Here is a 25,152-nt window from a genome sequence, read left to right as displayed (position 1 = left end):
AAGTAATTATGAATTTTCAGTTAAGCACCTATTAAGACTTCAAAATTAAAAATATTTTAAAACAAGTCAATCAACAAGTGCCCACACAGATTGTCTGATATATTGTTAAAGAGCAAAAAACAACGACGCACTTGTAAACTTAAAAATTTCACAACAGTGCGTCGTTGTGTGCGGTGCATTATAGGCGTTTTAAAACCCCTTGCAAGTACTTTTTTGTAAAAATATTTAAAAAAATGATCTTTTGGATAAAGTTAATACAAAAAGGTCTATTTAACATCAATTTTAGTCTATTTTTATTACATCTAAAGATTCAAATCCCCATAGGTGTAAAGCTTTTTTAAATTGAGATTCTTCTGGAAAATGTTCAGTACAAAACATTTGATTATGTTTTTCACCTTGAGCACGTACACTTTTACCATCGAGCAAATATTTTATCCGCTTAGCAATCGCTGCTCCAGGATCCATAAAATATTTAATTTGTGGCAAGCATAACTGAATTTCATCTTTGATGAGTGGAAAGTGAGTACAACCTAAAACTAATGTATCCAAATCAGCCATGCCTGCCCACGGAGATAACTCATCTTTTAAACTAATTAGATCAACGGAATGACCACGAATTTTTTGCTCCGCAATTTCTACTAATTTTGTGGTTCCCAATCTCTCAACAATACAATCCTGCGCAAATTTATCAATCAACTCATCGACATAATGACGTTTTACCGTACCCTTTGTGGCTAATAAACCAATATGTTTTGTCTTTGTCATTTCTGATGCAGGTTTAATAGCGGGTACAGTCCCAATAATAGGAATATCAAACGCAGCTCGCAAAGGCGGAAGCACAACAGTACTCGCTGTATTACAAGCTATCACGATTGCATCTAATGGATAACGTTGATTAATCAGTTGGCAAACCGCTAAAGTGCGCTGAATAATACTTTCTTCTTCGCGTTCTGAATAAGGGAAGCCGGCATTATCAAAACAATAGAGATAATGCCAATTTGGTAATAACTTTCTGGCTTCACGGTATACGCTAAACCCACCGACTCCAGAGTCAAAAAAAAGTACAGTTGGGCGTTTTTCTTTTTTATCCATTTAAAACTCTTTGAAAATTGGACCGCACTTTTAAGCGTTCGAGTAAATCTCTTTATTATTTAACCAACGACGGATTAGGCTTTCTGCCACATCAGGGTATTTTTGAATCAATAATTTGGCATAATGTTGCACTGTCGGTATCATTTTTCTATCTCGCATTAAATTCGCTACTCGCAATTCAGCAATGCCCGTTTGTTTAGTTCCAAGCACTTCACCAGGCCCGCGAATTTCTAAGTCTTTTTCAGAAATAACAAACCCATCTTGGCTATCTCTTAGCACTTGCAAACGTTTTTGCGAAACTTTACCTAGCGGAGGTTTATACATTAGTACACAAAAAGAAGCCGTGCTGCCTCGACCGACGCGCCCTCGTAACTGATGAAGTTGCGATAAACCTAAACGCTCTGCATTTTCGATAATCATCAAGCTAGCATTCGGAACATCAACACCTACTTCGATCACTGTCGTTGCCACCAATAAATCCAATTCTGCATTTTTAAAACGCATCATGACATCTTGTTTTTCTTGTGGTTTCATCCTCCCGTGCACTAACCCAATATTTAACATAGGTAATGCCTTAGTTAGATCTTCCCAAATCGCTTCAGCAGCTTGAGCTTCTAAAACCTCTGATTCATCAATTAACGTACACACCCAATAGGCTTGGCGTTTTTCATTAACACAAGCATTTTTTACACGCATCACAATTTCAGAGCGACGTTCTTCAGAAACCACTACGGTTGTTATTGGCGTACGACCTGGAGGCAATTCATCAATAATTGATGTATCCAAATCGGCATATACGGTCATTGCCAACGTTCTTGGTATCGGCGTGGCCGTCATAATTAACTGATGAGGATAAAATCCTGCTTTTTCGCCCTTCTCTCGCAACATTAATCGTTGATGCACCCCAAAACGATGTTGTTCATCAATAATCACCAATGCTAGATCGGAAAACTCCACTTCTTCCTGGAATAAAGCGTGCGTCCCCACCACCATTTGTACTGAACCAGTTTTAATTTTTTCAAGCTCCGCTTGTCTTGATTTTCCTTTTACTTTACCGGCTAACCAACCAACTTCAATGCCAAAAGGCTCAAACCAACGTCGAAAATTATTCGCGTGCTGTTCTGCTAGTATTTCTGTTGGCGCCATTAAGGCGACTTGTTTGCAGTTATCAATTGCCGTTAAAGCAGCCAATGCAGCAACCAATGTTTTTCCCGAGCCGACATCTCCTTGCACTAAGCGCATCATCGGATAATCTTTAATAAGATCTTGTTCAATATCCGACACGACTCGTTTTTGCGCATTAGTTGGTTGAAATGGCAAGGTGGCTAAAAATCGCTGTTTCAAATCTGTTTGATAATGTAGCGGTAAGGCAGAAAATTGCTGCGTTCCTAACCGCACTTTTTGCATAGCTAAATTATGTGCCAGAAGCTCTTCAAAGATTAAGCGTTGTTGTGCAGGATGCTTACCTTGCTCTAACATTTCTAATGAAATATCTGGCGGCGGACGATGTAATAATCGCAATGCCTCTTTTAAGCTATATTGATGTGGATTAAATTCATTAGGCAAAATTTCTGCAATCTGAACTTTGTCGAGTAATGCCAAAGCCTGATCCGTTAATTTTCGTAATGAATTTTGTTTGAGCCCTTCCGTCGTGGAATAAATTGGCGTTAGGGTTTCTTCCAATACTATGGACGCATTATCTCGCACAATTTGATATTCTGGATGATGAATTTCTGGCATGTGACGCCCAGGTTTCACCTCTCCAAAGGCCTTTACTCGCACACCAACTTGAAAACTATTACGCATTCCCGCATTAAAATTGAAAAACCGTAACATAATTTTCGATGTGCCATCTGACAGACTAACCAATAAAATCGGACGACGGCCAAAAACGACTTCACAGGTTTGTACAATTCCTTCAATGGTAAAATATTGTTCGGGGCGAAGATTAGCGATTGGCGTAATTCGTGTACGATCTTCATAGCGAATAGGTAAATGAAAGAGTAAATCTTGCAAGTTATGAATGCCGATTTTAGCCAGTTTATTAGAAATGGCCGCACCAACACCAGAGAGGCTGGTCAAAGGTACGGCATCGAGAAGTTCAAGGCTCATAGCTCATTAATATTGCGTTTGACATTAACGACGCCAGTAATGCCTTTAATGCGATGAACGATATTGGCAAGGTGTTTGATATCTTTTACACAAACCTGCAAAATCACAAGCAATAAATTGTTCTCTAATTCTTCCGTCCAAATATTTTGAAGACTACTTTCGCTCGCAGAAATTGCGGTCATTAAACTAAGCAAGGCATTCTGCTCATTCAATATTTCTATTTGTAATTCTGCCTCAAAATTTGCCGCACTTTGAACGTTATCCCATTTAGCCAACGATTGGCGACAAGCATTTTTCAAACTTGCACAATGTTGATGGTGTACCACTACTGTGTTTTCTTGTGTACAACATCCCACAATAGGATCACCAGGAATTGGATGGCAACATTGAGCAAATTGTGTTTTGCCAACTTGCATTGGTGCAATAGTGAGTATTTTTGATTCAAATTCAAAATTCTGAGTATTAGCAGATTCTAACGGCACGCCCACAAATTGATGCGCAATGATGGTGGCAGACTGATTGCCTAAACCAATTTCTCGTAATAGTTCATCTAAAGAAGAAAGCGCTAAAGCATCTAGTACCGTTCTAATTTGTTGAATAGAAAAATCACCTAAATTATGAGGCTGTAATGCTGCATTAAGTTCAACTTCACCTAATTTCACTGCATCCTCTTCACAACGCTGTTTGAGGTAATGGCGAATCCGTGTTTTTGCACGAGCCGTTACCACGAAATTTAACCATGTGGCTTCAGGATGCGCATTTGGATCGGTGATGATATTGACCGTTTGACCAGACTCAAGGGCTTGCGAAAGCGGATAAGGTTTATGTTCAACGGTCACACCAACACAAGTATTCCCCACATCTGAATGCACGGCATAAGCAAAATCTACTGCCGTTGCGCCCATTGGCAATTCAACAATTCGACCTTTTGGCGTAAAAACATAAATTTCTTTTGGAAAAAACTCTGATTTTACATTCTCAATAAACTCAAACGAGTTCCCTACACTTTGTTGAATTTCGACCAAACTTTGCAGCCAGCGTTGTGCACGAATTTGTGCGGTTGTACTATCGTTTTTACCATTTTCTTTATAAACCCAATGCGCCGTAATTCCCATTTCAGCGACTTGTTCCATATCCTCAGTATGGATATGAACTTCTACGGGAACACCTTTAGGCCCAATCATTGAAGTTTGCAAAGATTGATAGCCATTTGCTTTAGGTACCGCGATATAATCCTTTACTCGACCAGGGCGTGGCTTATAAAGATTATGCATTTGACCTAAAACGCGATAACAATCATCCACATTTTTTACAATCACACGGAACGCATAAATATCCATAATAGAGTGGAATTCTTGATCCTTTATGCGCATTTTTTGATAGATCTTGTAAAGGTGTTTTTCACGTCCCCACACTCGGGCAAAAATGCCTGCGTTTTCTAACCGCACTTTAATCTCTTGTGAAATACGTTCGATTAAATCTTGTCGATTACTACGCGCCACATCAATGAGTTTTTTCAACACCTCATAACGATGTGGATGCATTGCTTGAAAAGATAAGTCTTCTAATTCATTTTTGATATGCTCAATACCTAAACGATGAGCAAGCGGACAATAGATTTCAAGCGTTTCTTTCGCAATACGGCGGCGTTTATCCGGTCGTAACGAACCAAGCGTGCGCATATTATGTGTGCGGTCAGCAAGCTTGATTAACACAACACGAATATCACGCGTCATCGCTAAAATCATTTTGCGAAAATTCTCGACTTGTGCTTCTTGGCGAGTACGAAATTTCAACTTATCGAGTTTTGATACACCATCCACAATTTCAGCCACACTGGCCCCGAACTCTTCTTTAAGTTGTTCTTCCGTATAAGGTGTATCTTCAATAACATCGTGCAAAAGCGCAGCCATTACCGCTTCGTGATCTAAGTGTAGTTGAGCAATAATGGAGGCTACCGCAACAGGATGGGTAATGTAAGGTTCGCCGCTGGAGCGAAATTGTCCTTCGTGCGCATCTCTCGCAATCACAAACGCACGCTTGATGAGTTCAATTTTATCTGCGGGCAAATACCCTTGAATAATTCGATCTAAATCCGCAAACAGTTCCAAAGGAGACCTACTTATTATTGAAAGAGAAAGTGCGGTTAAAATATCGTGATTTTTTACCGCACTTTTAAAAGATTACTCTGTAATTAATGCAACAGCTGCTTCTTCTGTTTCTTGCACTTTAGCCATTTCTTGGAATTCTTGTGCATCCATAATATCTTGATTAATCAAACCTTTTTCGATTTCACGCAATGCGATTACTGTTGGTTTGTCATTATCTTCTGGCACTAACGGCGCACTTTGGTTAAGTTGTAATTGTCTTGCACGACGCGCAGCCGTTAAAATTAAATCAAAACGGTTACCAATTTTTTCTACTGCATCTTGCACAGTAACACGAGCCATAATTTACTCCGATTTGTCAAAAATTACTCTATTGAAAGGGCGTTATAATACTCAATTTCGCCCTATTTTGCTAGTAGCTGTTGAATTAACATTGCATTTTGTTTTTGTTGATAAGCTTTTGTTAAGCGTTCCGATTGCAAAATACTTTGCAAATCTTTTAATGCTTTCTCAAAATCATCATTCACAATGACATAATCATATTCGTCATAATGCGAAATTTCACTTATCGCTTTTGACATTCGTTCAGCGATAACCTCTTCACTATCTTGCCCACGACCAATTAAACGACGTTCTAACTCTGGCAATGAAGGCGGTAAAATAAAAATGCTTTTTACCGAAGGCACTTTTTTACGGATTTGTTGAGCGCCTTGCCAATCAATATCTAAAAATACATCAATACCTTTTGCTAAATTTTCTTCAATCGCAGGTAAAGAGGTTCCATAATAATTTCCACCAAAAACTTTGGCATATTCTAGAAATAAATCTTGCTCAATGAGTGATTCAAACTCTTCTTTTGATACAAAATAATAATGTATGCCTTCAACTTCACCCGGGCGTGGAGCACGAGTCGTATGTGACACAGAAACCATTTTTTGAGTTGAGCTATCTGATGCCAATAATGCTGAAATTAATGAAGATTTTCCCGCACCACTTGGTGCAGACAAAATATAAAGATTACCTTGAGACATAGAACATTTAACCTTCTCTAACAATTTCAGTCTATTATGCAGATTTCTCTATAAAAATCATCAAAAGTGCAGTGATTTTTTACGATACTTTTTCATTCTAATCATGATTTGATATAGATCACAAAAAAGTAGTAGGGTTTATAGTTTTATAAAAATGCTCGTGCTATACTCTGTGCGCTGTCTTACTGAGTGAGCAGTATTACTCAAAGCAAACAGATTTGTTTAACTTAAATAAAAGGTGAAAATCTTATGGCAATTAAAATTGGTATCAATGGTTTCGGCCGTATCGGTCGTATCGTATTCCGTGCAGCACAACACCGTGATGACATCGAAGTTGTAGGTATTAACGACTTAATCGACGTTGAATACATGGCTTATATGTTGAAATATGATTCAACTCACGGTCGTTTTGACGGCACCGTTGAAGTGAAAGATGGTAACTTAGTGGTTAACGGTAAAACTATCCGTGTAACTGCAGAACGTGATCCAGCAAACTTAAACTGGGGTGCAATCGGTGTTGATATCGCTGTTGAAGCGACTGGTTTATTCTTAACTGATGAAACTGCTCGTAAACACATCACTGCAGGCGCGAAAAAAGTTGTATTAACTGGCCCATCTAAAGATGCAACCCCAATGTTCGTTCGTGGTGTAAACTTCAACGCATACGCAGGTCAAGATATCGTTTCTAACGCATCTTGTACAACAAACTGTTTAGCTCCTTTAGCACGTGTTGTTCATGAAACTTTTGGCATCAAAGATGGTTTAATGACCACTGTTCACGCAACAACTGCAACTCAAAAAACTGTGGATGGTCCATCAGCTAAAGACTGGCGCGGCGGCCGTGGTGCATCACAAAACATCATTCCATCTTCAACAGGTGCAGCGAAAGCTGTAGGTAAAGTATTACCTGCATTAAACGGTAAATTAACTGGTATGGCTTTCCGTGTTCCAACTCCAAATGTATCTGTTGTTGACTTAACTGTTAACCTTGAAAAACCAGCTTCTTACGATGCAATCAAACAAGCAATCAAAGATGCAGCTGAAGGTAAAACTTTCAATGGCGAATTAAAAGGCGTATTAGGTTACACTGAAGATGCTGTTGTTTCTACTGACTTCAACGGCTGTACTTTAACTTCTGTATTTGATGCAGACGCGGGTATCGCATTAACTGATTCTTTCGTTAAATTAGTATCTTGGTACGATAACGAAACTGGTTACTCAAACAAAGTATTAGACTTAGTAGCTCACATTTACAACTACAAAGGCTAATTAAAACTTTGAAAAAATTAACCGCTCTTCGGAGCGGTTTTTTATTACCTAAAATTTAGTTTACGATCTAAAAATGAACAAGGGATCACTAAAAATAATTTAAAACGATCAATATTCTTCTAGCTTTTATTCCTATTTAAGATTATATTAGCGCACAACTGTTCGCTCAATGAATTCAAAAAATAGGGTTAATATGAATCTCGATCTCCATTTTGTTCATCGTATTCAACAACAAGCCAAAACTCGTGCAAATATGACCGCACTTCGCTATAAAGAACACGGCTTGTGGAGAGACATCTCTTGGAAAAATTTTCAAGAACAACTCAATCAACTTTCTCGTGCATTGCTTGCTCACAATATTGACGTGCAAGATAAAATCGCCATTTTTGCCCATAATATGGAACGTTGGACGATAGCTGATATTGCGACCTTACAAATTCGAGCAATTACAGTACCTATTTACGCAACCAATACATCCCAGCAAGCAGAATTTATCCTAAATCACGCCGATATAAAAATTCTATTCGTCGGCGATCAAGAGCAATACGATCAAGCATTGGAAATTGTTCATCATTGTCCACAATTACAAAAAATCGTGGCAATGAAATCCACCATTCAATTACAACAAGATCCTCTTTCTTGCACTTGGGAAAGTTTTATTGAAACAGGTTCAAACGCCCAACAAGATGAACTAACCCAACGCTTAAACCAAAAACAATTATCGGATTTATTTACGATTATTTATACCTCTGGCACCACTGGAGAGCCTAAAGGTGTCATGTTAGATTACGCTAATCTCGCTCACCAATTAGAAACGCATGATCTTTCACTTAATGTGACAGATCAGGATATTTCACTTTCTTTCTTACCGTTCTCTCATATTTTTGAACGGGCATGGGCGGCTTATATTCTTCATAAAGGTGCAATACTTTGCTATTTAGAAGATACCAATCAAGTGCGGTCAGCTTTAACGGAAATTCGCCCAACTTTAATGTGTGCCGTACCACGTTTTTACGAAAAAATTTATGCCGCGGTATTGGATAAAGTTCAAAAAGCCCCAAAACTTCGCCAAATAATGTTCCATTGGGCAATTTCCGTAGGACAAAAACATTTTGATTTACGTGCGAATAACAAAGCAATTCCATTCTTATTGAAAAAACAATTTGCTTTGGCAGATAAATTAGTGCTCTCAAAACTTCGCCAATTATTGGGAGGGCGTATAAAAATGATGCCTTGCGGAGGAGCAAAATTAGAACCGGCTATTGGGCTATTTTTCCATGCTATTGGCATCAACATCAAATTAGGCTATGGCATGACAGAAACAACTGCAACCGTTTCTTGCTGGCATGATTTCCAATTTAACCCAAATTCAATCGGCACACTCATGCCAAAAGCAGAAGTTAAAATTGGGGAAAATAATGAAATCCTCGTGCGTGGCGGAATGGTGATGAAAGGCTATTACAAGAAGCCAGAAGAAACGGCTCAAGCCTTTACAGAAGATGGTTTCCTAAAAACTGGCGATGCGGGAGAATTTGACGAACAAGGGAATTTATTTATTACCGATCGTATTAAAGAATTAATGAAAACCTCAAATGGAAAATATATAGCACCGCAATATATCGAAAGCAAAATCGGTAAAGATAAATTTATCGAACAAATTGCGATCATCGCCGATGCGAAAAAATATGTATCTGCACTTATTGTGCCTTGCTTTGATAGTTTGGAAGAGTACGCTAAACAGCTCAATATTAAATATCATGACCGTTTAGAATTATTAAAAAATTCTGAAATTCTGAAAATGTTTGAGCAACGTATTAATACGGTGCAAAAAGAATTGGCTCATTTCGAGCAAGTAAAAAAATTCACGTTACTTTCTCAAGCATTCAGCATCAAATTAGGTGAAATTACACCAACATTAAAATTGCGTAGAAAAGTGATTTTAGAACGTTATCGTAAGCAAATTGAAGATATGTATAATTCAAAAGAAACTAAAGAGAATCTATAAAAAGATACTTAACTGATATGCTCTGCATACTAAAAGTTAAATTCACGATTGTTCAAGAACTCGCTGCATATTATTTTAGATAAAAAAACCACCCGAAACGGGTGGCAGGAAAGTAGTTTAGCTATATTTATGATTATTTTATTTAGGAACTTTATGAATATCAAGCAATCACTTGACGGAAATTATGTTACTGAACATTAAGTAATAATGGAAACGTTATCATTAATTTTATTGATCTAAATCAATATTTTTCAGTGATTATTTATCATTTGTGTGTAAAATGAGCAAATTTCTATTTCCATAAAATGAATTTAATAAGGATTTTTTGTGAAAACATATTCATTATTACTCGGTCTATTCGTTAGTTTTGGTGTTTTAGCTCACCCTCATGCATTTATTGATATGCAAACCACGCCTATCATAGAAAATAATCAACTCACCGGCTTATCAATGAAATGGACGCTCGATGAACCAAGTTCGTCCGCGGTTATTTATGATATGAAACAGGCTAAAACAAAAAATGAGCAACAAAAACTTATTGATGATGTCATGAGAAATGTTGTGAGTGAGCATTATTTCAGCTATCTATATGACAATCAGCATAACAAAATCAAATATTCTCCTCACCCGAAAAATTACGGAGTAAAAATCCAAGGATTACAACTGCAATATTATTTTGATGTGCCTCTCGCCCATTCACAACAGTTAGAAAAAAACGTATTTAGCTTACAAACTTACGATCCTACTTATTATGTGGCGATGACTTACACCTCAAAAAGTGCGGTAGATTTTTCCGCACTTCCGAAAAATTGCCAAGGAAAATTAATTGAACCTAATGTGGATGAAAAAATCCAAGCCTACGCATCTTCACTTGATAAATCCCAAAAGAACGAAGATGATTCATTAGGCGTAATGTTCGCGCAAAAAATAATAATTCAATGTGAGTAAAAATGAAAAAATATAAAACTGGGTTCGTGTTATTAGTAATTGCACTCGCCTTACTTGGCTATTTTTCCCCTTGGTTTTTCTTACATATTGCTACATGGCAAAAAGATTTTAATCAGCTTATTTCAGAAAATTTACATCAAATTCAAAATAATAGTATCCAGGCTGGTATCACGCTTATTTTTGCCAGCTTTGTTTACGGCGTACTCCATGCCCTCGGGCCAGGACACGGTAAATTTATTATTGCCAGCTATCTTTCCACTCATGAAAGCCAATTAAAGCAAAGCACTATCTTGAGTTTACTTTCTTCCTTAACGCAAGGCATTGCCGCGATTACAGCAACCACATTGCTCGTTGTGGTGCTAAATCTATCATCACGTTATTTCAAATTAAGTCAGCTTTGGTTAGAACGATCTGCCTTGCTATTATTGATATTTCTCGGCTGTTATTGGATTTGGCAAGGTTTACGTGCCTATCGTAAAAAAGCTAAATTAGTCATTAAATCCCTAAACCCCCTCCTACAACACCCAAAAAGTGCAGTGAAAAATAACCGCACTTTTCAACCAAACACTTGTAGCTGTGGACACCAACATTTGCCAAGCCCCACGCAAACTGCACAAGCAACCAATCTAAAATCACAATTTCTCGTGATTCTAACAATTGGCATGCGTCCATGTAGCGGTGCAATTTTCGTTTTATTTTTAGCTTATATGCTTGATCTTTATGGCTGGGGAATTTTAGCTGTATTGGCCATGTCTTTCGGCACAGGACTTATGCTGTCAGCCTTCGCGGGAATTGTACGTTATGCGCGAAATACTGCGATTCACTTAGGGCATTCGTATAGTTCAAAAAATACAAAAGGAAAAAGCGAAAGTATCGTGAAATTAATAGCAGGTGGAATAATGCTATTTTTTGCCTTGAGCTTGTTATATGGCACAACCATCTCAACTGGCGGAAGCAAAATCCTATTTTGAAGTTAAAAATAAAGCCCATCAACATGATGGGCTCAAAATCTTTTGGTTGCTAATTTAGAATTTGTAAAAGGAGACAAACAAACTCTAAACCAAAAGAAAAATTGGCTCCTCCTGCTGGACTTGAACCAGCGACATATGGATTAACAGTCCACCGTTCTACCGACTGAACTAAGGAGGAATAAACTTTGTATCACAAGGAATAGGGCGCGAATTTTAATGGTCGATAGTTAGCTTGTCAATGAAAAATTTAAAAAAATTTCATAAAAAACAAAAAATTTTCTCATCTTTTATATACCACCGAATATTTATTTTTCTATCCACAGAGCCTGTGGATAACTTTGTGGATTAACTTTTTAAAATTTTGCGGATCCCTTGTTCTTACAAGGATTATTCGATCTTGATTATAGATTAGCCTAAAATTAAATTTTAATTTAAAATCAATAAGTTAAGTTTTGTCTAGTAAAAATTTAAAGTTTTTTTTATGAATTTGTGACATCCTCCTATTGACATTGCTAAGTCTGTGTAAAACTTAGATTTTTGCCTGATCAATTTTACACATTAAATATGCTAAAATAGACATTATTCAAAACTATGAAAAAACCGACCGCACTTTATGTCTGAAAAAATCAACACAAAACCATTCATTCTGCATTCCGACTTTCGTCCTTCTGGCGATCAGCCACAAGCTATCGAAAAATTAGCTGAAAATTTAACGGATGGTTTGGCGCATCAAACTTTGCTCGGTGTAACAGGCTCAGGGAAAACCTTTACTATTGCCAATGTAATCGCTCAATTAAATCGCCCCGCAATGTTACTTGCACCGAATAAAACCCTTGCAGCTCAGCTTTATGCAGAAATGAAAGCCTTTTTTCCAGAAAATGCGGTGGAATATTTTGTGTCTTACTATGATTATTATCAGCCAGAAGCCTATGTTCCGAGCAGTGATACCTTTATTGAAAAAGATGCGTCTATTAATGATCAAATCGAACAAATGCGTCTTTCTGCGACGAAATCTTTTTTAGAACGTCGAGATACCATCGTGGTGGCTTCCGTTTCTGCAATTTATGGTTTGGGCGATCCTGATAGCTATTTACAAATGATGTTGCATTTACAACAAGGTGCCATTATCGATCAACGCCAAATTTTAGCGAAGTTAGCGGAATTGCAATATACCCGCAATGATCAAGCATTTCAGCGTGGAACTTTCCGTGTTCGTGGCGAAATTATTGATATTTTCCCTGCTGAATCCGATGATCGTGCGGTGCGTATTGAATTATTTGATGATGAAATTGAGCGTTTAAGTTTATTTGATCCACTTACTGGCAGTAGTTTTGGTGCAGTACCACGTTTCACGATCTATCCTAAAACGCACTATGTGACGCCAAGAGAACGCATTTTAGATGCGATAGAAAACATCAAAAAAGAACTGGTATCACGCCGTGAATACTTCATTAAAGAGCACAAACTTTTAGAAGAACAACGAATTAGCCAACGAACCCAATTTGATATTGAAATGATGAATGAATTGGGCTATTGCTCGGGTATTGAAAACTACTCTCGCTATTTATCGGGCAGAAATGAGGGCGAGCCACCACCAACATTGTTTGATTATATGCCCTCTGATGCCATTTTAATTATTGATGAATCTCATGTGACTGTGCCTCAAATTGGTGGAATGTATCGTGGCGACCGTTCTCGCAAAGAAACCTTAGTCGAATATGGTTTCCGTTTACCGTCCGCATTGGATAATCGTCCGTTACGCTTTGAGGAATTTGAACGCTTAGCCCCACAAACCATCTATGTTTCCGCAACCCCAGGGCCTTATGAATTAGAAAAATCAGGCAGTGAAATCATCGATCAAGTGGTTCGTCCGACTGGTTTGCTTGATCCGCTCATTGAAATTCGTCCAGTGTCTATTCAAGTGGATGATTTACTTTCCGAAGCTCGCCAAAGAGCGGATAAAAATGAGCGCGTTTTAGTGACAACACTCACCAAGAAAATGGCGGAAGATTTAACGGATTATTTGGATGAACACGGGATTCGAGTGCGTTATCTACATTCTGATATTGACACCGTGGAACGCGTTGAAATTATCCGTGATTTGCGTTTAGGCGAATTTGATGTATTGGTGGGAATTAACTTATTGCGTGAAGGTTTAGATATTCCGGAAGTGTCTCTTGTGGCGATTTTAGATGCTGACAAAGAAGGATTTTTACGATCCGAACGTTCTTTAATTCAAACCATCGGCCGTGCTGCACGAAACTTAAATGGTAAAGCGATTTTATATGCGGATAGCATCACAAAATCGATGGAAAAAGCCATTACTGAAACCAATCGTCGTCGCGAAAAACAAACAAAATACAATGAAGAACATGGCATTGTGCCACAAGCATTAAATAAGAAAGTCGGTGAATTGTTAGATATTGGACAAGGTGCAAATCAAAAAGCGAAAGCCAATAAACAACGTGGAAAAATGGCAGCAGAACCAACCGCACTTTATAATGCACCGAAAAATGCTAAAGAATATCAACAACAAATCAAAAAACTGGAACAACAAATGTATAAATTTGCGCAAGATTTGGAATTTGAAAAAGCCGCGGCAATTCGCGATCAATTACATCAATTACGTGAACAGTTTGTTTTTGATAACTAAAAGAAACGCCAGCTTAAGCTGGCGTTCCGTTTATTTATTTTCACCTGAAGAATACAAGCGATTCTTATATAAATAACTACCTAATAAAGCGTGAGCCAATGCCTCTTTTTTCATTGCATCAGGCACATCTTTAGGCGTTAAAGTTTCTGAAGCTTTATCATAATGATAACCTTGCGCCGCTTTATTTGGCATTTGAATCACCACATCATTATTGCCCTTCATCATTGCTTGAGTTTGATCGTATTGCATAAAGGCACGATCTGGGTTTACATTTTGCGTTAAATCAAAACCAATCATTGGATAATTGCCACTAACACCTGCTAAAGAAAGCAATGTAGTTGGCATATCAATTTGGCTCACAAGACGGCTGTCACGACGTGGCGCAATGCCATCACCAAGAATCAAGGCTGGAATATGGAAATGCTTAATTGGCACAAGACTTGCTCCACCTACACGAGAATCGTGATCCGCAACAATTAAGAAAATCGTATCTTTCCAATAATTAGACTGTTTTGCCATTTTAAAGAAATGACCTAACGCATAATCCGCATATTTTGCCGCGTTATTACGAGTAGCTTTTGGTTGCTCATAAAGCTCAATTTTGCCATCTGGATATTCAAATGGATCGTGATTGCTAGAGCTAAATACTAAACTAAAAAACGGTTTACCTTCATTTTGTAATTTCGTGAAAGTTTCATTGGCTTTATCAAATAAATCCTCATCACTCACGCCCCAAGTGCCAGTAAATTTTGGATTCTGATAATCTTGTTGATCCCAAATATCTTTAAAACCATTGCCATAGAAAAAGCTCGCCATATTGTCGAAGTGCTTTTCGCCGCCATAAATAAAGGAAGTGTTATAACCTTGTTTATGCAATAAATCCGCAATAGTAAAGAAACCACTTTGGGCATTATTAAGTTTCACCACTGCACGAGCCGGCGTTGGCGTAAAACCTGCGGTTGTTGCTTCAATACCGCGTACTGAACGTGTACCTGTTGCATAAAGATTTTCAAATAACCACCCTTCTTTTGCGAGCTGATCCACATTTGGGGAAAGTGGTTTGCCACCGAGCGTTCCAATAAACTGAGCACCAAGACTTTCTTGTAACAAAATCACGATATTTTTAGGTTTACCCTGATAAGTCGCGACATTTTTCGTTAAAGTTGGGTATTTATCTGAAATGTAATCGCTGTCTGGACGGCCACGACTGGCTTTAACAATACGAAACATTTCATCTGCATCCATTTTTCCGTACATTTCTGAAGATTTTTCTTCATCTTTAAATTGCTGTGCGGCATAAATTACGGAATAGCCTGAGTTAAGCACCAAAGAATTCACTAACGCATCAGAAGAAAATGCCACCATGGCGGGATTGATACCGCGGTGTTGAAAACTTGAACGTGCGCCAAGAAAGCTCACTACAATCACAAGCAAAGCAATCACAGGGCGAAGTTTCCAACTCATTGAACGTAAATTTTTGACTGCCCAACCAGAAATTTTCCAATAAATCACGGCAGCTAAAATCGTGAAAACAAGGCTAAAAATTACCGCACTTAAATGCCCTTCCGCGAGCATTGAAAAAACTTCTTTCGGATAAATTAAGTATTCGATAAATAAACGATTTGGTCGGTAATCATAAGTTTCAATAAAGGCAGGTGTGGCAATTTCCATAAAGATAATGAACACGCTACCAAGGGTTAGCCAAAGGCGTAAAATTTTTACCCAAACTTTGCTACTATGGAACAATGTTGTGAGCAATGCTGGTACGCCAAATAAATAACAGAGAGCCACAACATCCATTCGTACGCCTTGCAAAAATAATTGCAACCAGCCATCTACGGCGGATACACGCTCTGATTGCCATATAGCAAGTCCCAAACGGGATAAGGAAAGGATGATGAGATTAATCAACACGAAGGTGAAGATGGGGAATAAAGGGGAATGCGCTTTTTTCATTGTAAAAACCACTAATGCAACGGCATCCAAGCCGTATTAAATTAAAGAAAGATAGGCAACTGTCTATCGGTCGGTTCCTTTTCGACATGACAAAAGTCTTAAAGTGCGGTCAATTTTCGCATAGTTTTACTTAATCTCAAATGTATTCATAGATTATCAATCAATTTCACCGTTAAAATCTTAACGCCCCATGTTAAAAAATAACATTGGCTTTACTGATATAAAAAAAGCGAGTTTAACACTCGCTTTTTCTTGTACTTAAAAAATTATTTTTTCTTCGCTTTTGCATTTGGAAGGTCAGTGATTGAGCCTTCAAATACTTCCGCGGCTAAACCAACAGACTCGTGTAAAGTTGGGTGAGCGTGGATAGTTAATGCAATATCTTCTGCATCGCACCCCATCTCGATGGCTAAACCGATTTCACCTAATAATTCACCACCGTTAGAACCAACGATTGCACCGCCAAGTACACGATGAGTATCTTTATCAAAGATTAACTTCGTCATACCTTCTGAACATTCGGATGCAATCGCGCGGCCTGATGCTGCCCAAGGGAATTTAGCGACTTCGTAGTTTAAACCTTCTTGTTTACATTCTTTCTCAGTTTTACCTACCCAAGCCACCTCTGGTTCAGTATAAGCGATGGATGGAATAACTTTAGGATCGAAGTAGTGTTTTTGTCCCGCGATTACTTCTGCAGCAACGTGGCCTTCGTGAACACCTTTGTGTGCTAACATTGGTTGGCCAACAATATCGCCGATTGCAAAGATATGTGGCACATTGGTGCGCATTTGTTTATCAACATGAATGAAACCACGATCATCAACTTCAACGCCTGCTTTACCCGCATCAATCAATTTGCCATTTGGTACACGACCGATAGCGACAAGCACCGCATCATAACGTTTGGTGTCATTGCATGCTTTACCTTCCATTGAAACGTAGATACCATCATCTTTTGCTTCAACTGCAGTCACTTTGGTTTCAAGCATTAACTTGAATTTTTTCTCGATTTGTTTGGTGTAAATTGCAACAACATCTTTATCCGCTGCAGGGATAACTTGGTCGAACATTTCCACAACTTCAATTTCTGAACCTAATGCGTGGTAAACCGTACCCATTTCTAAACCGATGATACCGCCACCCATAATGAGAAGTTTTTTAGGTACTTCTTTTAATTTAAGCGCATCAGTTGAGTTCCAAATACGTGGATCTTCATGTGGAATAAATGGTAATTCAATTGGGCGAGAACCTGCTGCAATAATAGCATTATCAAATTTGATTGTAGTTGGATGGCCATCACGGTCACGAGCGACTAAAGTATTAGGATCAGTAAATGCTGCTAAGCCTTCAACCACAGTGACTTTGCGCGCTTTTGCCATACCTGCTAAACCACCAGTTAATTTAGCGACAACCGCTTCTTTACCCGCACGAACTTCATCTAAATCAATTCTTGGCTCACCAAAGTAAATACCATTTTTACTTGCGTGTTTTGCTTCTTCAATCACTTTTGCTACGTGCAACAATGCTTTAGATGGGATACAACCTACATTTAAACATACCCCACCAAGAGTTGAATAACGTTCAACTAATACAGTTTCTAAGCCTAAATCCGCACAACGGAACGCCGCGGAATAACCCGCCGGGCCAGCACCAAGTACGACGACTTGGGTTTTAATTTCTTTACTCATTTTTACCTCGTAAAAACGTTCAAAATATCGACCGCACTTTTTTGCGATCTTTTCGATCATAATGGATTTGCTAAAACGTCCTTTCTTCTAATTAGAAGAAGGGGGCATTATTACATAATCAAACGGCGTAAATCTGCTAATACAGCACCGATATAGCTAATGAATCGTGCACCATCCGCACCATCAATGACACGGTGGTCGAATGATAATGACATTGGAAGAATTAAGCGTGGCGCAAATTCTTTACCATTCCATACTGGTTCCATTGATGATTTAGATACACCAAGGATGGCAACTTCTGGCGCGTTTACGATTGGTGCAAAGTGAGTTGTACCAATACCACCAAGACTTGAAATGGTGAAACAGCCACCTTGCATATCAGATGCAGTCAATTTGCCTTCACGTGCTTTTTTCGATACTTCCATTAATTCACGCGAAAGTTCGATAATGCCTTTTTTGTTCACGTTCTTAAATACAGGCACGACTAAGCCATTTGGTGTATCTACTGCGACACCAATGTTAATATATTTTTTCAGGATTAAGCGTTGAGCATCTTCGGTAATTGAGCTGTTGAAACGTGGATATGCTTCTAATGCTTTTGCCACCGCTTTCATAATGAACACAACTGGAGTAATTTTCACGCCAAGTTTTTGTTTTTCTGCTAACGCATTTTGTTCTTTACGGAATGCTTCTAAATCCGTGATATCTGCTTTATCGAAGTGAGTAACGTGTGGAATCATGACCCAGTTACGATGTAAGTTGGCACCTGAAATTTTGTTGATACGGCTTAATTCGACTTCTTCAACTTCACCGAATTTACTGAAATCAACTTTTGGCCATGGCAATAAGCCTAAGCCAGCACCATTCGCTACGCCATTGCCAGCAGCTTGTGCTGTTACACCGCTTTCATAAGCTTTAACTGCGGTCTTCACATAAGCTTCGATATCTTCTTTAACGATACGACCTTTACGACCAGAACCTTTTACTTTATCTAAGTTTACGCCAAATTCACGTGCTAAACGACGAATAACTGGAGTAGCATGCGCATAGCCAGCGCTTGCGACCACTTGTTCTTGGCTTAAGCCAGATACATTGCCAGATTGAGCCGCAGGTTGTGCTGCCGGCGCAGGCGATGCAACTTGTGGTGCTGGAGTAGATGTTGCCGCAGCTGGCGCTGCACCTGCTACTTCAAAGCGCATAATTAATGAACCAGTCGATACTTTATCACCTGATTTCACGAGAATTTCTTTTACTACACCGCTGAATGGAGCTGGAACTTCCATTGACGCTTTATCACCTTCAACGGTAATTAATGATTGATCTTCTGAAACGCTATCACCAACGGTAACCATGATTTCAGTCACATTGACTTCATCACCACCAATATCTGGCACATTCACATCTTTAATTGCAGATGTTGTGGCAGCTACAGGTGCAGCTGTTTGAGCTGGTGCTGATGCAGCAGCTGGAGCAGCTGATGCCGTTTCAAATTTCATGATGAGTTTTCCAGTTGAAACTTTATCACCGACATTGATTAAAATTTCTTTTACTACACCTGCGATTGGTGCTGGAACTTCCATTGAAGCTTTATCGCCTTCAACATTGATGATTGATTGATCAACTTCAACACTATCACCCACTTTAACCATAATTTCAGTAACGTTTACTTCATCAGAACCGATGTCTGGTACGTTTACTTCAACAACAGCCGACGCAGTTGGCGCAGTAGTAGCTACTGGTGCTGCAGGTGCTTCAGCAGCTGGCGCAGCGCCTGTAGCTTCTAATACGAGCATTGGGGTGCCTGTTGTGACTTTATCACCGACTTTAACTAAAACCTCTTTTACAACACCCGCTTCTGGTGCAGGCACTTCCATTGAAGCTTTATCGCCTTCAACGTTAATGATAGATTGATCAACAGAAATGGTATCACCTACGTTTACCATGACTTCTGTTACTGTAACTTCATCACTACCAATATCAGGAATTTGAATTTGTTTTGACATTTTTTTGTTCCTTTTAAAGTGCGGTCATAAAACACGATGTTTTTTGACCGCAGTTTTCATCAATTACGCGTAAAGCGGATTGATACGATCTACATTCAAACCGAATTTCGCAATCGCATCTGCAACAACTTGGTTAGATACTGTACCTTCTTTCGCTAATTGAGAAAGTGCAGCAACCACAACATAACGTGCATCAACTTCGAAGTGTTCACGTAAGTTTGCACGGCTGTCTGAACGACCGAAACCATCTGTACCTAACACATGATAATGACGACTTGGTACGAATGCACGGATTTGATCTGCGTATGCTTTAACATAGTCAGTTGAAGCAACGGTTGGTAAATCAGCTAATACTTGAGCAACGTATGGTACGCGTTGTGTCTCTGTCGGGTGTAATAAATTCCAACGTGCAGCATCGTGACCTTCACGCGCTAATTCATTGAATGAAGGTGCTGAGAATACATCGGAGGTGACACCATAATCTTTTGCAAGAATTTGTGCCGCTTCACGAACATGACGCATGATGGCACCAGAACCTAACAATTGAACGTGGCCTTTGCCTTTTTTACCTTCCACTGTTTCAAATTTGTATAAACCTTTACGGATACCTTCTTCTGCACCAGCTGGCATTGCAGGTTGATCCATGACTTCATTTAATGTTGTCATGTAATAGAATATATCTTCTTGTTTTTCGCCGTACATGCGGTTAATACCATCTTGCATAATTACAGCAACTTCAAATGCAAATGATGGATCGTAAGTGATACAGTTAGGAATGATACCTGCTTGAATATGGCTATGACCATCTTCGTGTTGTAAACCTTCACCGTTTAATGTCGTACGGCCTGAAGTACCACCCACCATGAAACCACGAGCTAATTGGTCTCCAGCCGCCCACATCATATCACCCACGCGTTGGAAACCAAACATGGAGTAATAGATGAAGAATGGAATCATTGGTTGATTATTAACGGAGTATGAATTCGCTGCTGCTAACCAAGATGCTGTCGCACCTAATTCATTGATACCTTCTTGTAGCACTTGACCATCTTTTGCTTCACGATAGTATGCAACTAAATCACGATCTGAAGGAACATAGTTTTGACCATGTGGGTTATAAATACCAACTTGACGGAACAAACCTTCCATACCGAATGTACGCGCTTCATCCGCAATCATTGGAACGATAGTTTTACCAATGTTTTTATCTTTTAATAAGATGTTTAATGCACGAGTGAACGCCATAGTGGTTGAAATACCACGAGGTTGTTCTTCTAATAATGCTTTAAACTCTTCTAATGCAGGAACTTTATATTCAACATCAAATTTAGTACGACGAGCAGGAACATAGCCGTTTAATGCTTTACGGTGGCCATGTAAGTATTCATACTCAGGCGTTCCTTCTGCAAATTTAATGTATTCTAATTTTTCTACTTGCTCATCAGTCAATGGTAAATCGAAGTAGTCACGGAAACCTTTAAGGCTTTCGTAAGACATTTTTTTAGATTGGTGAGCAGTGTTTTTACTTTCCGCTTCAGGAATTTTATAACCTTTAACTTGATGCGCTAAAATCACAACTGGTTTCGTTGCATTTTGTGCTTTTGCATAGGCTGCATATAATTTTTCGCTATCGTGTGCACCACGGCGTAATGCCCAAATTTCATCATCAGTCATATCTGCAACTAATGCAGCGGTTTCTGGATAACGACCGAAGAAATGTTCACGAACATAAGCACCGTCTTTAGATTTAAAGGTTAAATAATCACCGTCAACTACTTCCATCATTAACTGAGTTAATTTACCTGAAGTATCTTTAGCGAATAATTTATCCCAGTCGCTGCCCCATAATACTTTGATTACTTCCCAGCCCGCACCAGTAAACAATCCTTCTAATTCTTGAACGATTTTACCGTTACCATTAACCGGGCCGTCTAAACGTTGTAAGTTACAGCTGATAGTGAAGATTAGATTATTTAATTTCTCACGAGCCGCAAAAGTTAATGCACCTTTAGACTCAATTTCATCCATTTCACCATCGCCTAAGAATGCATAGACTTTTTGATCTTTGGTATCTTTTAAGCCACGGTTATCTAAGTATTTCAAGAAACGCGCTTGATAAATTGCGTTCACAGGGCCTAAACCCATAGATACAGTAGAGAATTGCCAGAATTCAGGCATTAATTTAGGATGTGGATATGAAGATAAACCATCGGTAAAGGCTTCTTGACGGAAGTTATCCATTTGTTCTTCAGTTAAACGACCTTCTAAGAATGCACGCGCATACATACCCGGAGCAGCATGGCCTTGAAAGAAAATTAAGTCGCCACCGTTTTTCTCCGTTGCTGCTTTGAAGAAGTGGTTATAGCACACTTCATACATGGTTGCAGCAGATTGGAAAGTTGAGATATGGCCACCTAAATCAAGATCTTTCTTCTGACTACGCAATACCATAGCAATAGCATTCCAACGCACAGCAGAACGAATACGACGCTCAATAGCATGATCACCTGGGTAAGCAGGTTGTTCAGAAGCAGGGATAGTATTGACATAATCGGTCGTTACACCTGTAGGTAATGAAACACCGTTGGTGCGTGCTTGGCCGATAACTTGCTCAATAATATATTGTGCACGCTCTACGCCTTCTTCACGAATCAAAGAATCTAATGATTGTAACCAATCTTGAGTTTCGATTGGATCAACGTCATTTTTTAAAATCTCAGACATAGGTTTTCCTTATCTGTTAATTAAGTGAACATTAGTTTAGTAAACACTAAACACGAATATCAGAAATGCTTGCCTTTTTACAAACATTTAACAAATCTTGCAAATTTTAGAAGATTTTTTGAGATAAAGATAGTAAATTTTCATCAAATATCCCTGTTCAGTACTGTGTTAATCGGTAATCTTTTGAAAGTGCGGTAATTTTTTCTCGCCTTTTGTAAAGCCTATTAAAATCATAAGTAAAACATTGCATTATGTAGGGCTTTGCTTTAAAGTTTTCAAACTTATTTCAAAAAGGAATCAATCATGCATATAACGACTCGAACGCTCACTCAACACAAACGTATTGCGCTTGTGGCTCATGATAGCTGCAAAAAAAATTTACTGAATTGGACGCAAAAACACAAAGATGCCCTAGCTCCTCATATACTTTATGCAACAGGTACCACAGGGCATATTTTAGAACGAGAAACAGGTTTAAGCATTCAATCTTTATTAAGTGGTCCGATGGGCGGCGACCAACAACTTGGCGGATTAATCGCAGAAAAGAAAATCGACATGATGATCTTCTTTTGGGATCCAATGAATGCCGCACCACATGATCCAGATGTGAAAGCCCTCATGCGTATTGCAACTGTGTGGAATATCCCGGTTGCGATTAATCAAAGCTCCGCAGATTTCATGTTAACTTCAGTTTTATTTGAACAAGATGTGGAAATTGAAGTACCAGATTATGAAGGGTATTTAAAAGAGCGGTTAAAATAACATTCATATTTTCCCCCTGATAAACGTACTTTCTAGTGTTCAGGGGGATTTTTCTCTCCTTAATTTTTCTTTTTCTCCTCTCTATTTTTTTCAATCCGCCTAAATTATCAGAAAGAAATAAAAATTTTTTATTTTTTAATCATTTTAGCTTGCGTTTTTTTTTTTTTTAGAATGAGAAAGTTTTTATTGGTGTTTTTTATAAATGCATTTTTTCATCTATAAAATCTCTTGTTTTCAATAAGAACATTCCTCTATTTTTTTATGATTCCAAAAGGAAAAAATTATGAAACCAACCTTTAAAACAACCGCACTTGCGATTTTAGTTTCATTGGGTGCTGTGGCTTGTTCTTCTACTTCGCCAAGTAATAATCAGCAGCCTAAGCAAGTTCAACCGACAAATCCAAATTCTCAATCCAAGCCTAATGCTCAAGATAAGAGTAAAAAATCAGAAGCAGAACAAAACGCTGAAGAAGAAAAAGCCAAAGCAGAACGTGAAGCACAACAGAAAGCTGCTGAGCAAAAACGTTTAGAAGAAGAAGCAAAAGTTAAAGCTGAAGAAGCTAAAAAAGCAAAAGACTTAGAAGAAAAAGCTCGTCTAGAACGTGAAGCCAAAGAAAAGGCTGAAGAAGCAAAACGTCTTGAAGAAGAACGTATTAAAGCGGAACAAAAAGCCAAATTGGAAGAAGAGAATCGTCAACGCTTAGAAAGAGAACGTTTAGAAAAAGAACGTTTAGAAAAAGAAAAACAATCTTCTGTAGATGCTCGTGTTAAATCAGAGTTAGATAAAATGCCAAAAACATCTGATGGTAAAATAAAAACATGGGGTCAAGGATGGATGTATGAAGGAGACGATCTTGAACATCCATTTAAATATTTCTTCCCAAATTACAAAGATGTAACCGAGCTACTAACTCCTGATAAGTATCCTTCATCTGATGTATTATCTGAATCAGATAAAAACGAAGATAGAATTGTGCTGTCAGAAATTACGGCAAATAATATCAAAAAAGGAGGGAAATATCTTGGAGTTCATGAGGGTAGTTATACAACAAAAACAACACTGCCGAAAGTGATTGAGCTTGATGATAAGTCTTTTGAGCATGGTAGTGATAAATTAATTATTAAAAAAGCGGATTATAACAACAAAGATGTAAATTATCTCTTTATTAATAATCCTTATTCTAGTTATGGCGCATTATTTGTTGATCAGCACCGTTCTGAATTATTTGCACAGTCTCTTTCTGGTCGTGATTTTGATTTTGTTCAGGGACTCTATGTAAAAGGTGGTATTCGGTACAATAATGAATCCCTCCAAGGGAAAACCTTTACATATAAAGGAAATATTATTGCTAGAACACAAAGAGCGATTCCAAAAACAAATTTAATTGTAATTGATGAGCCAAAGGTTGACGGAGATATTACATTTAAAGTTGAATTCGCAAAACGTGTATCAGCTAGAATGTTTGACGGGGTTATTAACAGCAACGTACTTGGAAATAATATAAAATTCAATATTGAAGATTCTTTAGTAGCTAGCCGCTTTAAGGCTGGTCAGACGTTTGAAAAAGCATTTGATTCTGATTATGACTACCACATGAGTATGGATGCTATGGTTATAGATAAAAATGCCACAGACGTTATAGGTCAAATTAAGTATTCTCTTAATAGAGGACCAGGATTTGGTGACCCTACTTATTTTGACAAAAAAGAAGAGAGACAACTTTATTCTGACAATATACCTAAAAATGGTTTGTTAGATTATGAGGGTGTATTTGGAGCAACGAAGCAGCCTGAGTAATCGTTATAAAACAGTATTTGGCGGGCATT

16 protein-coding genes and 1 tRNA gene are annotated in these 25,152 nt (G+C 38.3%); 7 read left to right on the top strand and 10 right to left on the bottom strand.

Features of this window, described 5'->3' with window-relative positions; genetic code table 11:
• Nucleotides 1-282: 282 nt before the first annotated feature.
• The 5 genes from murI to gmk all read right to left on the bottom strand — a co-directional run bounded on the left by murI (nt 283) and on the right by gmk (nt 6,343).
• Nucleotides 283-1,092, bottom strand: a complete 810-nt coding sequence (gene murI / locus FE813_RS09245) for a glutamate racemase (RefSeq protein ID WP_139990315.1) — start codon at nt 1,090-1,092, stop codon at nt 283-285.
• A gap of 30 nt (nt 1,093-1,122) precedes the next feature.
• Nucleotides 1,123-3,204: an ATP-dependent DNA helicase RecG gene (gene recG / locus FE813_RS09240; RefSeq protein WP_139990314.1), complete on the bottom strand. Its 2,082-nt coding sequence runs from the start codon at nt 3,202-3,204 to the stop codon at nt 1,123-1,125.
• On the bottom strand, nt 3,201-5,315 hold the full coding sequence (gene spoT / locus FE813_RS09235) for a bifunctional GTP diphosphokinase/guanosine-3',5'-bis pyrophosphate 3'-pyrophosphohydrolase (protein ID WP_139990313.1): 2,115 nt from the start codon (nt 5,313-5,315) through the stop codon (nt 3,201-3,203). The genes recG and spoT overlap by 4 nt, the downstream gene beginning before the upstream one ends.
• Nucleotides 5,316-5,387: 72 nt before the next feature.
• Nucleotides 5,388-5,654 carry a DNA-directed RNA polymerase subunit omega gene (rpoZ, locus tag FE813_RS09230; protein ID WP_005625717.1) on the bottom strand — a complete coding sequence of 89 codons (267 nt, stop codon included), beginning with the start codon at nt 5,652-5,654 and terminating at the stop codon, nt 5,388-5,390.
• A gap of 62 nt (nt 5,655-5,716) precedes the next feature.
• On the bottom strand, nt 5,717-6,343 hold the full coding sequence (gene gmk / locus FE813_RS09225) for a guanylate kinase (RefSeq protein ID WP_139990312.1): 627 nt from the start codon (nt 6,341-6,343) through the stop codon (nt 5,717-5,719).
• 249 nt (nt 6,344-6,592) lie between these two features.
• Between gmk and gap the strand changes: the two genes are divergently transcribed.
• The 4 genes from gap (at nt 6,593) to zevB (ending at nt 11,536) form a co-directional block, all read left to right on the top strand.
• The gene (gene gap, locus FE813_RS09220; RefSeq protein ID WP_005634934.1) at nt 6,593-7,612 is read left to right on the top strand and encodes a type I glyceraldehyde-3-phosphate dehydrogenase; all 1,020 of its coding nucleotides are present in this window, start codon (nt 6,593-6,595) and stop codon (nt 7,610-7,612) included.
• Nucleotides 7,613-7,805: 193 nt separating this feature from the next.
• Complete coding sequence (locus FE813_RS09215; RefSeq protein WP_180978726.1) at nt 7,806-9,617, top strand: AMP-dependent synthetase/ligase; 1,812 nt, start codon at nt 7,806-7,808, stop codon at nt 9,615-9,617.
• A gap of 327 nt (nt 9,618-9,944) precedes the next feature.
• Complete coding sequence (gene zevA, locus FE813_RS09210; RefSeq protein ID WP_139990310.1) at nt 9,945-10,565, top strand: zinc transporter binding subunit ZevA; 621 nt, start codon at nt 9,945-9,947, stop codon at nt 10,563-10,565.
• Between the two features lie 2 nt (nt 10,566-10,567).
• Nucleotides 10,568-11,536, top strand: coding sequence for a zinc transporter permease subunit ZevB (gene zevB, locus FE813_RS09205; protein WP_139990309.1), 969 nt, complete (start codon nt 10,568-10,570; stop codon nt 11,534-11,536).
• Nucleotides 11,537-11,638: 102 nt separating this feature from the next.
• Here zevB and FE813_RS09200 read toward each other — a convergent pair.
• Nucleotides 11,639-11,714, bottom strand: a tRNA-Asn gene (locus FE813_RS09200).
• A 435-nt stretch (nt 11,715-12,149) separates the two neighbouring features.
• Here FE813_RS09200 and uvrB point away from each other — a divergent pair.
• On the top strand, nt 12,150-14,189 hold the full coding sequence (gene uvrB, locus FE813_RS09195; RefSeq protein ID WP_005646675.1) for an excinuclease ABC subunit UvrB: 2,040 nt from the start codon (nt 12,150-12,152) through the stop codon (nt 14,187-14,189).
• A gap of 30 nt (nt 14,190-14,219) precedes the next feature.
• Here uvrB and FE813_RS09190 read toward each other — a convergent pair whose 3' ends face one another.
• From FE813_RS09190 to aceE, 4 genes are all read right to left on the bottom strand, one after another.
• Nucleotides 14,220-16,145 (bottom strand): LTA synthase family protein, encoded by a 1,926-nt coding sequence (locus FE813_RS09190; protein ID WP_139990308.1) that lies wholly within the window; start codon nt 16,143-16,145, stop codon nt 14,220-14,222.
• Nucleotides 16,146-16,411: 266 nt separating this feature from the next.
• Nucleotides 16,412-17,836, bottom strand: a complete 1,425-nt coding sequence (gene lpdA, locus FE813_RS09185) for a dihydrolipoyl dehydrogenase (protein WP_114890866.1) — start codon at nt 17,834-17,836, stop codon at nt 16,412-16,414.
• Between the two features lie 110 nt (nt 17,837-17,946).
• Complete coding sequence (aceF, locus tag FE813_RS09180; protein WP_139990307.1) at nt 17,947-19,839, bottom strand: pyruvate dehydrogenase complex dihydrolipoyllysine-residue acetyltransferase; 1,893 nt, start codon at nt 19,837-19,839, stop codon at nt 17,947-17,949.
• Nucleotides 19,840-19,902: 63 nt separating this feature from the next.
• Nucleotides 19,903-22,563 carry a pyruvate dehydrogenase (acetyl-transferring), homodimeric type gene (gene aceE / locus FE813_RS09175; RefSeq protein WP_139990306.1) on the bottom strand — a complete coding sequence of 887 codons (2,661 nt, stop codon included), beginning with the start codon at nt 22,561-22,563 and terminating at the stop codon, nt 19,903-19,905.
• Between the two features lie 303 nt (nt 22,564-22,866).
• Here aceE and mgsA point away from each other — a divergent pair, with 303 nt between their 5' ends.
• Entirely contained in the window at nt 22,867-23,325 is a 459-nt protein-coding gene (gene mgsA, locus FE813_RS09170; RefSeq protein ID WP_139990305.1) for a methylglyoxal synthase, read from the top strand.
• Nucleotides 23,326-23,608: 283 nt separating this feature from the next.
• Nucleotides 23,609-25,123: a cell envelope integrity TolA family protein gene (locus FE813_RS09165; protein ID WP_139990304.1), complete on the top strand. Its 1,515-nt coding sequence runs from the start codon at nt 23,609-23,611 to the stop codon at nt 25,121-25,123.
• The last annotated feature ends 29 nt before the right edge of the window (nt 25,124-25,152 follow it).

This window comes from Haemophilus seminalis (genome assembly GCF_006384255.1).
Taxonomy (GTDB): Bacteria; Pseudomonadota; Gammaproteobacteria; order Enterobacterales; family Pasteurellaceae; genus Haemophilus; species Haemophilus seminalis.
This window is presented reverse-complemented; position numbering and strand designations above follow the sequence as displayed.